Consider the following 13,266-nt stretch of genomic DNA (forward strand, 5'->3'; position numbering starts at 1 on the left):
TCATTCAGTGAAGTTTGTATCATCTGCTCCACTTCAACGGAGGAATGGTCGAGTGGTTGAAGGCACCGGTCTTGAAAACCGGCGAGGGTTTATAGCCCTCCGTGAGTTCGAATCTCACTTCCTCCGCCATATTCTAAAAAACCGCACTTTGATAAAAGTGCGGTTTTTGCGTTTAGGCCTGCATCAGTTTAGCCACCAGTGCAGTATAGAGATGAAAGCCTGTGAGCAGCTGCTGTTCATCAAAGTCAAATTCCCCTTGATGATGCCCCGCCGTTCTATCCGCCCCAATGATGAAATAAATCGCTTTGCCGCCATGGGCTTGCACGCGTTGGCCAAGAATGGTGGCATCTTCACTGCCATTAAACGGATGCTCGCCCACCACGTTCTCCACGCCTGGCGTTTGTGCAGCAATCTCGCTGATCCATTCAACCAGTTGCGCATCGTTTTTCAAATCAACAGCCTCGCCCATGATTTCACTGCGCAACGCCACGCCAAAGCCTGTGGCGATGCCTTGCGCCAATTGCAGCACGGAGTCAGCCATATACTGATTAATTGCTGCGGTTTCACCGCGAACTTCAAGCTGCACATGGGCATGGGTTGGAATCACATTGCGCCCTTCGCCCGCGTTGAATAGGCCCACGTTGATGCGCGTCATGCCCTCCCCGTGGCGCGAGATGCCATGGAGCTGCGTGACACAGTGCGCGGCCGCCAGCAAGGCATTGCGCCCTAAATGTGGGCTGGCACCGGCGTGCGCAGGTTTGCCGTCAAAGTGTAAATCCAGCTTTGTGGTGCATAAAAATTGCGTCGGGTTGGCGATAATGGTGCCCGAATCAGCGCAAAAGCTTAAGTGCGAGCCGGCAAAATAATCCACATCATCGAGCACGCCACTGCCTGCCACGGCAGCAGCACCGCGCACGCCCTCTTCCGCCGGTTGAAAGACCAGCTTGATTTTGCCGCACAATGACTCGCCCTGTTCACTCACCCACTTTGCTACCCCAAGGCCGATGGCAATGTGCCCGTCGTGACCGCAGGCGTGCATCAGCCCCGCATTTTGTGAGCAAAATAACTCTCGGTTGGGCAAATGATTTTCGTTTTGCGTTTCTTGCACGTTGACACTATCAATGTCAAAACGCAACGCCACCACCGGCCCTGCACGGCCGCTGTCCCAAACACCCACGCAGCCTGTGTAGCCGTCCATCTTATCCAACCACTTGGGGTTGGCGCCAGAGGCAATGGCGCGATCTAGGCCTTGTTGCACCACTTGCGCTTGGCGCCCGCGGACAAATTCAGGGTTGATCACATCACGCCCCACTAGCACCTCAAAGCCCAACGCACTTAAGGTGTCACAAATGTTGCTGGTGGTTAAAAACTCCGCCCAGCCTGGTTCTGGAAAGCGGTGAAACGCCCGCCGCCAGCGGATAAGTTGCTCTAACATCTCACACCTCCTACAACATAAACAACGCCAAGAACAAAATTGCCAACACCATGCCAGGGGCGGTGCGTTTGATCATATCCATTGGGTTCACGCCAGCCAAGCCCGCGCATACAATGGTCACCCCTGCAATCGGTGATGCGGTGCGGCCAATGGCGCCAGCCACCGCCGCGGCCATGCCAAGGTTAACAAATTCATAGCCCAATTCAGGCGCATGTGGCGTCACCGCTCGGTTAAAGGCGATGGCGGCTGCATCACCAGAGCCTGTGATAATGCCCATCAAAAATGGCCCGACGGTGGCGCCCCAGCGGACAAATTCGTTCGACTCTTTCAAAAAGCCGATGGCCGCATCAATTGCGCCCGTGGCTTTGAGGCCAGCCACAAACACGCTCGCGGTGATGATGATGCCCATGATGTCAGCATACGAATTGCCCATGCCTTTGAAGAATTGATCAGTGATTTTGGCAGGCGACGTGCGTGTCACCAACACCGCATAAATCGCACCGATTAGCATGGCTTCTGGTACCTTCATTTTTGTCCACGCCAGCCATTCCACTTGATTGAGGCTAGTGCCCCCAATCACCAAAATAATCAACGGCACCAACGGCGCAATGGCATAAAGCACGTTGACTTTCATCACATGGGATTCGGCCTCTTGATTTTTCGCACGGTATTCATCGCGGTGTTTTTGACCATAATCACCCAAAATGACGGCTAAAATTGTCAACGTCACCGTGCCAATCGCTGCCGCGGTCAAGGTGTAAGGCGCGTGCACCATGTGAATTTGCGGGATGGAGAGATCCACAAACTCACTGATAATCGCCGCATGAGAAGAGCCTGGGCTAAGCATCGAGCCATAGGTGCCCGCCAAAATCGCCGCCCCTGCCATGGCTGGGCGCACGCCTGAGGCAATCAGCACAGGGATCAGTGTCGCCCCCACCGCCGCCGCACACCCTGCGGCGGAGGGAATAGCGATGTTAATAAAAAAGGTCAAAATCGTCGCAATGGGGATTAAAAAGAACTTCAAACCACTCAAAGGTTTAGTGAGCAAATGCACCAGATGAATGTCGCATTCGGTGAACTTCATCACATAGGCAAAACCCATGCTCGCACAGATCGCCATAATCAAATTAGCGCTGGTCATGCTTTTCGAAAACGCCTCCAACGCCCCCATCGGGTTCATCGCCAGCACGGCCATCAGCAAACCCACCCCAAACAACACCGCGCGGGTGTCATATTTTTTGATCAACAACACAATGGCTGTAATCACCCCAAGGGTTGCAATCACAATATTTAGACTGCCCATAATGCCTCCTTTTGTTATCTATCCTTGTGAAAAACAAAGAAAATTCGCTTTTTTATCATTCTACTAAAAAACCTTATTATTTGTGGTGTTTTAGATCACAAATTCGTATATTGCCTTGACAAAATCAGCCTCAAAAGCACAAAAAAACCGCACTTTATCCAAAGTGCGGTTTTGCGTTTTGAAACGTGCGGTCAGTTAGCTGCCGATTTGCCCGCCGTCGTCTTTTTGAATCACCACGGTGGCTGAGCGTGGCGGGATTGGCCATCGCGAGCCGGCCAGCTCGACAACGCTGCCACGGCATCGGGGGCGGTGACGCCGGAGTCTGGCTCGCCGGGGTGTTGGATGTTGATAAACATCGTTTTGTTATCTGGCGTGAAGGCGATGCCGGTGACTTCACTGCCGTTGGGGCCAGTTAAAAAGCGCTTAAACTCGCCTTTTTCTGGGATGACAGCCAGCATTTGGTTGTTGCCCATGCCTTGGTAATCTTTTTTGTTGATGGTGCTAGACGATACATCGGTTTGCACCCACAACACGCCGTTTGGCGCAAAACGCAAGCCATCGGGGCTGCCGAAGCTGTCGCCTTTGATATTGCCTTGGCCTTTTTCGTTGTTGCCTGCCAGGGCAAAAATATCCCAGCTAAAGCCTGTGGCGGCGCCGTTTTGGCCGTTTTCTTGCCAGCGGATGATGTGCCCGAACACGTTTTTATCACGCGGGTTGGCAGCGTCTTTGCCCGCTTTGCCCTCACCTCCGCGTTTGGAATTGTTGGTTAAGGTGCAATAGATTGAGCCTTTGGCGAAAGGGTCGGCGGCAATCCACTCGGGGCGATCCATCTTGGTGGCTTGCACCACGTCGGCTGCCATGCGCGTTTTGATCAACACCTCGCCTTGGTCGGCAAAGCCGTTTTCCGCGGTGAGGCCATTTTGACCGTGCTCCAGCGCCAGCCACTCGCCTTGGCCGTTGTCATCAAAGCGGGCCACATAAAGCGTGCCTTCATCGAGCAGGCGCATATTGGCGGCGCGATCATCTTTTTGATAAGTGCCTTTTGACACAAATTTGTAGATGTATTCAAAGCGTTGATCATCGCCCATATACACCACCGCGTGGCCGTCGTCGGTGAGGGTCAGCATCGCGCCTTCGTGTTTAAAACGCCCAAGTGCGGTGTGCTTAACTGGCGTGGAGTCAGGATTGAGCGGGTCAATTTCCACCACCCAGCCAAAGCGGTGTGGCTCGTTGGGATGTTTGTCGGTGTCAAATCGCTCATCAAACTCATGCCAGCGGTATTTGTCCTCTTTGGCTTTGGCGGTGATGCCGTAGCGTTTGTCCAGCGCGGTCATCTCGCCTTCGCGCACAAAAATATCCGCCCAGTTTTCCTCACAGGTGAGGTAGGTGCCCCATGGCGTTTCGCCATTGGCGCAGTTTTGCATGGTGCCGAGCACGCGCTCACCTTTCGGGTCGGCTTGCGTTTGCATTAACGCATTGCCACGCGCGGGGCCTGAAATCGTCATTGGCGTGTGCGGGGTGATGCGTCGTGCGTATTTTGACGGGCGCACCACCTGCCATTGGCCTTGCACTTTTTTGACCTCAATCACCGACACGCCCATCGCATTTTGCGATTTCAGCACTTTTTCCGCGCTCCAGGTTTTATCACCATCAGGGAAGAGCAAGCCGTTGTCGATGTATTCATGGTTCATCACCAACAAGCCGTGCTCGTTGCCGTTTTCAAGCGGGAAGTAAGCCATGCCGTCGTGGTTCATGCCCGCCTGCGCGGCTTGCTCTTGCGCGCTGTTGGCCGCATCAGCTTTGAATTCAGGGCTGTTGCCCGCAAGCCCGACAGGGTCACCCCAGCAATAAAACGCCTTGGCGCTGTAGCCTTTTGGCACAATCACGCTGTCTTCAACTGAAAATGGCACTGAAGTAAAATCAAGTGAGGTCATCCGCTCAATGGCCAATGAACCTGTCGCCGCACGGGCACGAAACGCCACCGGCAGCATCGCCATCGCGCCCAGCGCGCCGCCCACTTGGCAGATTTTCCGCCGTGAAAAGCGCGCGTTGAGCACCTGTGAAAGGCTGGCATTGGCGCTGGGATTGATGGCAATGTTCTCTTGCACCGAATTTGTCATAGTGTCTCCTTTTGTGTCGCAATGCGTTTGAAGTAAATTCACACGGAGTATAACAACGCTTTATGACAACTTTATGACAGCGCCACGCACAAATTTTTGCATTTTGTTTAATTTATGTTATAAATGAATGTGACACACATCACATTTATTGAAGGAGAACACTATGGGCTGGATTGCCGCAATTATCGTTGGTGCCTTGATTGGTTGGATCGCTGAAAAAGTGATGAAAAGCGACATGGGGCTGTTGATGAACATCATCATCGGTATCATCGGCTCCTCACTTGGGCGCTGGTTGTTCGGTGAAATCTTAGGGTTTGATTCCGCCTACATGGCTGGCAGCTTCTCATTTGCAGGGCTGTTCTTCGGGGTGCTTGGCGCCGCCGTGTTGATTTGGATTCTACGCTTTTTCAAAATCATGAAATAACCGACAAACCGCACATCAAAGTGCGGTTTTTTTTACGATGTATTACCACACACTTTCAACCCCCATCGGCGGCATGACGCTGCTGGCTGATGACACGGCGCTGCGCTTTGCGTTATTTGAGCGCGAGAGGCCTGTTTTGCAACCGCACTGGCGGGCGGGCGAAAATCATCCGATTATCAATCAGGCGCAAACCGCACTTTGGCGTTATTTTGCAGGCGAAAATGTCGATTTTGCCGCGCTGCCTATTGCACCACAAGGCACGGCAGTTTCAGCGTCAGGTGTGGCAAGCGCTGCGCGAGTTGGCCTATGGCGAAACGGTCAGCTACGGTGAGCTGGCAGCACGCATCGGGCGTGAAAGTGCGGTGCGCTCAGTTGCCAATGCGGTGGGGAAAAACCCGATCGGGATTATTATCCCTTGCCATCGTGTGCTGGGAAAGCAGCGCCAACTTACTGGCTTCGGCGGTGGGCTGCCTGCCAAGCGGCATTTGCTGATGCTTGAAGGCATTGACTTTGTTGACCGCGGGCAAGAGTTTGTCACGCCAAAGGCGCATCAGGGGCTTTGAGCGTTAACAGCGCGAGCACTTCAAAATGCGCGGTGTGGGGGAACATATCAAACAACCGCACTTTTTGGCAATGGCAGTGGCTCAGCTGTGCCAGATCCTGTGCCATGGTGCGCGCGTTGCAGCTTGAATATAAGATAAAGTGCGGTTGCAGCGTATTTAAAAAGGCGGCAAGCTCACGCCCGATGCCGCGTCGCGGCGGGTTGACAATCACCAAATCTGGCCGCTCCTCACTTTCCACCATACTAACGGCATCGAGGCTGGCAAACCGCACTTTGGTTTTTTTCATTCACCAGCCCCATCTCGCGCGCCGATTGCATCGCGCTTTCAATCGCAGGCGGTGAAATTTCAATCCCAGTGAGCGAAAGCGCCGCGTCAGGCTTCGCCGCGCGCAGCGCTTGCAGGCAATGCAATCCAAAGCCGCCCACGCCACAAAAGAGATCCCACACCTGCGCCACTGGCAAATCCGCCACCCAGTCTTGCGCTTGGCGATAAAGCGCGCTGGCCACCACAGGATTGGTTTGAAAAAAGCTGTTCGGGCGCAAAAACAGCGGCACGGTGTTGAAGGTTTCGCAAAGTGCGGTCTGTTCGGTGAGCACAATTTCCTGCGCGCCTTCTAAAATCGCGGCGTGTTTGGGCTGAATATTAACACTCACCACCGCCAATTGCGGCATGCGTGTGAGCAGTGCAGGCAATTCACGGCGGATCAACGCCAGCTTTTTGTCACTGTGCAACACCCAGCGCAGCATATAGCGCGCACTGTGCTGGCTGTAACTGAGCAAAAGGTATTTCAGCTCACCTTTGCGCGTGGCGGGGTTGTAAGGCACTAATCCTGCGCGGGCGACAAAGTCTTTCAGCGCGAGCAAAAGCTGCTGCATCGCCTCGGGGTAGAGCGGGCAATGGCACAAGTCAACCGCACTTTGCGGCTGTTGTGGGTCAGGAATGATGCCAAAAATAGGCCGTTCAACACGGCCACTGACGGCCATTTTCGCGCGGTTACGAAAACCACTAAACGGGGAGGATACCGCCGCTTGGAAAACCGCATCATCAAGCTCAAACGGTGCGAAAATCTCTTGCAATTGGCGCTCTTTGCGCGCCAATTGGGTTGAATAATCAAGCCCCAGCCACTGGCAAGATTGGCAACGGCCTTGGGCAAATTCCGCGCAGGCGAGTTTAGTCATTGCGCTCCAGCCACTGCTGCTGCAAGGCCTCAAGCGTGCGCTGGGCGTGCTGCCAGCGCGTGCTTTGCTGCAAGTCACGCAATGAAAACGCGCGGCGTTGATAAAGCCGGCTCAACCGCACTTTGGCGTTTTCATCCTGTGCGCAGGTGAGGTTGTCAAACACCGCCTCCACGCCTTTGCGCTCGTTGCACAGCAATAGCAAGTCGCAGCCCGCGTGCAACGCGCGCTTAGCACGCTCAACAAAATCGCCCATGAAGCCCGCGCCTTTCATGCCCAAATCATCGGAGAAAATCGCGCCGTCAAAGCCCAGTTGCGCGCGCAGCACGTCTTTGAGCCAATAGCGCGAGCCACTGGCAGGGTTGTCATCACACTGGGTGTAGATCACATGGGCGGGCATAATCGCATCGAGCTTGTGCGCAGCAATCAGCTCAGCAAAAGGGCGGATATCATGGGCGAATATTGTGGCTTTATCGCGCTCATCGCGCGGGGTTTCGAGGTGTGAATCCGCCAGCACCGCGCCATGGCCTGGGAAATGTTTGCCCGTGGCCGCCATGCCCACCTCGTGCATGCCGTCGATAAACGCGCCCGCCAGCTCGGTGGTCAGCTCGGCATCACAGCCAAAGCTGCGATCGCCAATCGCCTTGCAATCGTGGCCCAGATCCAACACTGGCGCAAAGCTGAGATCAATACCCAGTGCAGTCATCTCAGCGGCCATCAGCCAGCCGGCCTCTTTGGCATAAAGCGCGGCGGTGGCGCGGTCTTCCGCCAGCTGCGCAAAGGCTTGCATCGCTGGCAGTTGGGTGAACCCTTGGCGAAAACGCTGCACGCGCCCGCCTTCTTGGTCAACGGTGATCAACAGCGGCTTTTTCACGTTTTGCCGCGCGTCCGCAATCAACGCCTGCAACTGCGCGCTGTCATGAAAATTGCGCGTAAATAAAATCACGCCCGCGCACAGGGGGTGGGCGAGCAGTTCAATCTCTTCTTGGGCTAGTTCAAAACCTGCGAGGTCAATAATCAGTCGCGACATGCGCTCTCCTCTTTCACCGCTTGCCACAATGCATTGAGCAGGCGCACCCACGGGATGTAGCTGGTGGTGAGTTTTTTCAATTGTGTGGTTTTTTTAATCACAGGGTTATCCGCCAAATAGTGCTGCCACAGCAGTTGCTGCTGGCTTTGGTCAAGCGCGTTGTTGACAATCACACTGGCGAGATCAAAAGCCGGGTTTGACCAGCTGGCGTATTCCCAATCCAGCCACATCAGCTGCCCGCCTGGTGTGAGCACGATATTCTCTCGGTGCAAATCATGGTGGCCAAGGGTGGCCATTGCGCTTTCTTTATAGGCAGGCAAATCATTGAGTGCCAACAGCCACTGGCTTTGCGCTTCAGGCGGGATGCGCTGGAGCAAAAAGAAAATGTGCTGCATCAAATCCAAGTGCGGTAAGTCATGCAGCTGGGCTTGGGCGTGTTGCGAAAAGCTATGCAGCGCTTTGAGTTGCCCCGCCAGTTTTTCAAGCAGTGCATCATTCCATTGAGCCACCGTCTCCCCTGCCACCCAATGGTAAACCACGCCTTTGTCATTGTGGGCAAACAGCACGGGCACAAAGGGCAGCGAGGTGAGATGCTCAATTAACGCGGGCTCAAAGCGGCGCTGCGCGCCAAGTTCTTCCAGCGCGTCAGAAAAAAAGCGCACCACATACTGCGCACCGTCATCCAACGTGGCTTTGACGGTGTCGCTGGCCAGCCGATTGGCCTCACGCACCGCACTTGGCCAATCAAAATCGGTCTCGAGCTGAGCGCACAAATCACTCACGGCCTTTGCCCATAATGTAGATGCGGTAATTATCACTCGCCGGCGTTGGCTTGGTTAAGGCCATGCGCACCGCACTTTGGCCTTGCAGGCTCACGCACAGCCACGGCGGCGATTGCGACCAATCTGAGAGCTGGGTCACGCCGTTGGCGTCATACCAAGTGATTTGGTATTGCAAGTTTAAAAGATGATCGGTGAGGTTTTTCAGCTCCACCTGTGTGCGCGTGGCCATCACCTGAGTTTGTGTCGCCACTTGTGCGTCAATATTCACAATCGGCTCATCGCTGGCCAAATAGCGCGGCGGCGTGCTTGAACAGGCCGCTAACAAAACACAAAGTGCGGTTAAAGAAAGCAGTTTTTTCATATTATTTCGCCAGCATCGGCCCCAACGGTTGGCCACCGACTAGGTGCATATGAATATGAAACACCTCTTGCCCGCCGTGGCGGTTGCAGTTGACGATTAAGCGGTAGCCGTCTTCGGCAATGCCCTTCTCTTTGGCGATTTTGGCCGCCACCACAAACAAATGCCCCAGCGCTTGCTCGTCTTGCTCGGTGACGTCGTTCACGGTTGGAATCAGCTTGTTTGGGATGATCAAAATATGGGTTGGCGCCTGGGGCGAAATGTCATGAAACGCCGTGACTAACTCATCTTGATAGACAATCTTGGCAGGGATTTCTTTGCGGATAATTTTACTAAAAATGGTTTCTTCAGCCATAGTTCACCTCATCGCGTGTTAATGGCTTTAGAATAATCAAGTTTGCCGCCTTTAGCAAGGGCAACGTCAGGCGAGTAAAGTGCGGTTTTGGCCTCAAAATTGGCTGTCAAATTTAACAAATATTAACTTTATAACATTGTTTTAACACACAATTTTGATCTAAATCACATTTTCTACAACAGCGCGTTTTAAGCGAAAAAGATTTGTCGCCAGCCCGCTTGCCCCGTATAATGCTAAAAAAATTAATAAATATTAAAATTTTTTTGAAATCGAGGGTCAAATCGAGCTTATGAGCGCAAACGAACAACCAAATAGCGTGATGTTAACGCCCACTCAAATGACTGCTGTTGCAGTGTCTGCTGGTGCTTATAAAGCGCGCAAAAACCAGCTTCTCTCCTTTGTTTCTGCCATTGTTTCTGGCGCCTTTATTGCCATCGCTTTTGTTTTTTATGCCACCACCCAAACCGGCAGTGCTGATGTGGCTTGGGGCTTGGCTAAATTTGTCGGCGGTATTGTCTTCTCCCTGGGCATTATCATGGTGATTGTCTGTGGCACTGAGCTTTTCACCTCCAGCACCATGACAGTACTCGCCAAAGTGGAAGGCAAAATCAGCTTTGTGCAAATGTTTCGCAACTGGGCTGTGGTTTATGCTGGCAACCTCGTGGGCAGTTTGTTTATCGTGGCGCTCGTGTGGTTTGGTGGGCAAACCATGGCCGACCATGGGCAATGGGGCTTGACCATTTTAAATACCGCCCAACACAAAATTCACCACACCTGGCTTGAGGCCTTTTGCCTAGGCATTTTCTGTAATATTATGGTGTGTATCGCCATTTGGATGGCCTATTCGGGCAAAACATTAACCGACAAAATGTTGATTGCCATTTTACCGATTTCTATGTTTGTCGCATCAGGCTTTGAACACTGTGTGGCTAATATGTTCATGATCCCGATGGGGATCGTCACCGCGCACAACAGTAGCGCAGAGTTTTGGCAAGCGATCGGGTTGAATGCTGCGCAGTATGCAGATTTAAACCTCGGTCATTTCGTTCTCAACAATTTAATCCCTGTAACCCTTGGCAATATTGTGGGTGGTTCGTTTTGTATTGCCTTGGTACAATGGTTTTTAAATCGAGAACATCACTGAGTTTTTCGACGCGCTTGGCGTGTCGGGTAATTTTTCAATTTCTTCTTCAAATAAGGAATGTTTATGACACAATTAACAGAGCAACAAATTAAAGCTTGGGCCGGTTTCAAAGAAGGCGACTGGCAAAAAGAAGTCAACGTGCGTGACTTCATCCAAAAAAACTACACCCCTTATGAAGGTGACGAATCATTCTTAGCGGGCGCAACTGCTGCCACCACTACCCTTTGGGACAAAGTGATGGAAGGCATCAAAGAAGAAAACCGCACTCACGAACCATTGGATTTCGACACTGATCTGCCATCAACCATCACCTCTCACAAAGCAGGTTACATTGAAAAAGATCTTGAACAAATCGTTGGTCTTCAAACTGATGCGCCTTTAAAACGTGCCATCATCCCATTCGGTGGGATCAAAATGGTGGAAGGTTCATGTAAAATCTACGGCCGTGAACTTGACCCACAAGTGAAAAAAATCTTCACTGAATACCGCAAAACACACAACCAAGGTGTGTTCGACGTGTACACCCCAGACATCCTGCGCTGCCGTAAATCAGGCGTGTTGACCGGTTTGCCTGATGCGTATGGCCGTGGCCGTATCATCGGTGACTACCGCCGTGTTGCCCTTTACGGTATCGACTACTTGATGGCTGACAAAAAAGCACAATTCACTTCATTGCAACCACGCCTTGAAAAAGGTGAAGATTTGCAAATGACTATTCAATTGCGTGAAGAAATCGCCGAACAACACAAAGCCTTAAACCAAATCAAAGAAATGGCCGCCACCTACGGTTGCGACATTTCAGGCCCAGCACAAAACGCTAAAGAAGCCGTGCAATGGACTTATTTCGGTTATTTGGCCGCGGTCAAATCACAAAACGGTGCTGCGATGTCATTCGGCCGTGTGTCTTCATTCTTGGATATCTACATTGAACGTGACCTCAAAGAAGGCACCATCACTGAAGAACAAGCACAAGAATTGATCGACCACTTGGTCATGAAATTGCGTATGGTGCGTTTCTTGCGTACTCCAGAATACGATCAACTCTTCTCAGGCGACCCAATTTGGGCAACTGAATCCCTCGGTGGTATGGGCTTAGACGGCCGTACATTGGTGACTAAAAACACCTTCCGTTTCCTTAACACCCTCTACACCATGGGCCCAAGCCCAGAACCAAACATGACCATTTTGTGGTCTGAACAGTTGCCTGACGCGTTCAAACGCTTCTGTGCGAAAGTGTCTATCGACACCTCATCTGTTCAATACGAAAACGATGACTTAATGCGCCCAGACTTCAACAGCGATGACTACGCAATCGCCTGTTGTGTGAGCCCAATGGTTGTGGGTAAACAAATGCAATTCTTCGGTGCGCGCGCTAACTTGGCTAAAACCATGCTTTATACCATCAACGGTGGTATCGATGAGAAAAACGGCATGCAAGTGGCACCAAAAGCAGAACCAATCACCTCTGAATACTTAGACTTTGATGAAGTGATGACCAAAATGGACAGCTTCATGGATTGGTTAGCACGTCAATACGTGACCGCACTTAACATCATCCACTACATGCACGACAAATACAGCTATGAAGCCTCTCTCATGGCGTTGCATGACCGTGATGTTTATCGCACCATGGCGTGTGGTATCGCAGGTCTTTCTGTTGCGGCTGACTCACTTTCAGCCATCAAATACGCGAAAGTTAAACCAATTCGTGGCGACATCAAAGACAAAGACGGTAACGTGATTGCGAAAAACGTCGCTCTTGACTTTGAAATCGAAGGCGAATACCCACAATTTGGTAACAATGACCCACGCGTTGACGAATTAGCATGCGACTTGGTTGAACGTTTCATGAAGAAAATTCAAAAACTCAAAACCTACCGCAACGCTGTGCCAACACAATCTGTGTTGACCATCACCTCTAACGTGGTTTACGGTAAGAAAACTGGTAACACCCCAGACGGCCGCCGCGCAGGTGCACCATTTGGACCAGGTGCTAACCCAATGCACGGCCGTGACCAAAAAGGTGCTGTGGCATCACTGACCTCTGTTGCTAAACTGCCATTTGCCTACGCCAAAGACGGTATCTCATATACCTTCTCAATCGTACCAAATGCACTGGGTAAAGATTACGAAGCTCAAAAACGTAACCTTGCCGGCTTGATGGATGGTTACTTCCACCACGAAGCCAGTGTTGAAGGCGGACAACACTTGAACGTGAACGTGATGAACCGTGAAATGTTGCTCGACGCGATGGAAAACCCTGAGAAATACCCTCAATTAACCATCCGCGTATCTGGCTACGCCGTACGCTTCAACTCGCTCACCAAAGAGCAACAACAAGACGTAATCACCCGTACCTTTACACAAAGCATGTAATCAAGTGCGGTAACACCAAAAATAAAAACGCCCCAACTGGGGCGTTTTTTTATAAAAAGTTTAGAAAAAATGATGATTACTAATCCATTAAAAATAGCTAAAGATTTCAACTTCATTAAATTTATTATCAGATCCAAACGCTCATTAACGGCTTTCTTTTTTATAGTTATTTTAAATATAGCGTGTTATGTAATGTATGCA

General features: G+C 51.7%; 10 protein-coding genes, 1 tRNA gene and 2 pseudogenes. 5 read left to right on the forward strand and 8 right to left on the reverse strand.

Annotated elements, in window-relative coordinates:
• Positions 1–38: 38 nt before the first annotated feature.
• A tRNA-Ser gene (locus HPC37_RS06430) sits at positions 39–129 on the forward strand.
• A 43-nt stretch (positions 130–172) separates the two neighbouring features.
• Here the strand turns inward: HPC37_RS06430 and HPC37_RS06435 are convergent.
• The 3 genes from HPC37_RS06435 to HPC37_RS06445 all read right to left on the reverse strand — a co-directional run bounded on the left by HPC37_RS06435 (position 173) and on the right by HPC37_RS06445 (position 4,858).
• The gene (locus tag HPC37_RS06435; RefSeq protein WP_208122345.1) at positions 173–1,435 is read right to left on the reverse strand and encodes an amidohydrolase; all 1,263 of its coding nucleotides are present in this window, start codon (positions 1,433–1,435) and stop codon (positions 173–175) included.
• Positions 1,436–1,445: 10 nt separating this feature from the next.
• Positions 1,446–2,738 carry a C4-dicarboxylate transporter DcuC gene (gene dcuC / locus HPC37_RS06440; RefSeq protein WP_208122346.1) on the reverse strand — a complete coding sequence of 431 codons (1,293 nt, stop codon included), beginning with the start codon at positions 2,736–2,738 and terminating at the stop codon, positions 1,446–1,448.
• A 230-nt stretch (positions 2,739–2,968) separates the two neighbouring features.
• Complete coding sequence (locus HPC37_RS06445; protein WP_208122347.1) at positions 2,969–4,858, reverse strand: PhoX family protein; 1,890 nt, start codon at positions 4,856–4,858, stop codon at positions 2,969–2,971.
• A gap of 163 nt (positions 4,859–5,021) precedes the next feature.
• On the opposite strand from HPC37_RS06445, the gene HPC37_RS06450 reads away from it, so the two are divergent.
• Together HPC37_RS06450 and HPC37_RS06455 are read left to right on the forward strand one after the other, a co-directional pair.
• Complete coding sequence (locus HPC37_RS06450; RefSeq protein ID WP_208122348.1) at positions 5,022–5,282, forward strand: GlsB/YeaQ/YmgE family stress response membrane protein; 261 nt, start codon at positions 5,022–5,024, stop codon at positions 5,280–5,282.
• A 37-nt stretch (positions 5,283–5,319) separates the two neighbouring features.
• Positions 5,320–5,845: pseudogene (locus HPC37_RS06455) on the forward strand (methylated-DNA--[protein]-cysteine S-methyltransferase).
• Here the strand turns inward: HPC37_RS06455 and rlmC are convergent.
• From rlmC to hinT, 5 genes and pseudogenes are all read right to left on the reverse strand, one after another.
• Positions 5,817–7,023: pseudogene (gene rlmC / locus HPC37_RS06460) on the reverse strand (23S rRNA (uracil(747)-C(5))-methyltransferase RlmC). The pseudogenes HPC37_RS06455 and rlmC sit on opposite strands and share 29 nt — an antisense overlap.
• Positions 7,016–8,050 carry a beta-N-acetylhexosaminidase gene (gene nagZ / locus HPC37_RS06465; RefSeq protein ID WP_208122349.1) on the reverse strand — a complete coding sequence of 345 codons (1,035 nt, stop codon included), beginning with the start codon at positions 8,048–8,050 and terminating at the stop codon, positions 7,016–7,018. The pseudogene rlmC and the gene nagZ overlap by 8 nt, the downstream one beginning before the upstream one ends.
• Positions 8,038–8,832 (reverse strand): phosphotransferase, encoded by a 795-nt coding sequence (locus HPC37_RS06470; RefSeq protein WP_208122350.1) that lies wholly within the window; start codon positions 8,830–8,832, stop codon positions 8,038–8,040. The genes nagZ and HPC37_RS06470 overlap by 13 nt, the downstream gene beginning before the upstream one ends.
• Positions 8,825–9,193, reverse strand: coding sequence for a YcfL family putative periplasmic lipoprotein (locus tag HPC37_RS06475; protein WP_208122351.1), 369 nt, complete (start codon positions 9,191–9,193; stop codon positions 8,825–8,827). Before HPC37_RS06475 ends, HPC37_RS06470 begins: the two co-directional genes overlap by 8 nt.
• A 1-nt stretch (position 9,194) precedes the next feature.
• Positions 9,195–9,545 (reverse strand): purine nucleoside phosphoramidase, encoded by a 351-nt coding sequence (gene hinT, locus HPC37_RS06480; RefSeq protein WP_208122352.1) that lies wholly within the window; start codon positions 9,543–9,545, stop codon positions 9,195–9,197.
• Positions 9,546–9,882: 337 nt separating this feature from the next.
• Here hinT and focA point away from each other — a divergent pair, with 337 nt between their 5' ends.
• Together focA and pflB are read left to right on the forward strand one after the other, a co-directional pair.
• Positions 9,883–10,689: a formate transporter FocA gene (gene focA / locus HPC37_RS06485; protein WP_427915961.1), complete on the forward strand. Its 807-nt coding sequence runs from the start codon at positions 9,883–9,885 to the stop codon at positions 10,687–10,689.
• A 63-nt stretch (positions 10,690–10,752) separates the two neighbouring features.
• Positions 10,753–13,065 (forward strand): formate C-acetyltransferase, encoded by a 2,313-nt coding sequence (gene pflB / locus HPC37_RS06490; protein WP_208122354.1) that lies wholly within the window; start codon positions 10,753–10,755, stop codon positions 13,063–13,065.
• Positions 13,066–13,266 lie beyond the last annotated feature (201 nt).

This window comes from Spirabiliibacterium mucosae (assembly GCF_014884965.1).
Lineage (GTDB): Bacteria > Pseudomonadota > Gammaproteobacteria > Enterobacterales > Pasteurellaceae > Spirabiliibacterium > Spirabiliibacterium mucosae.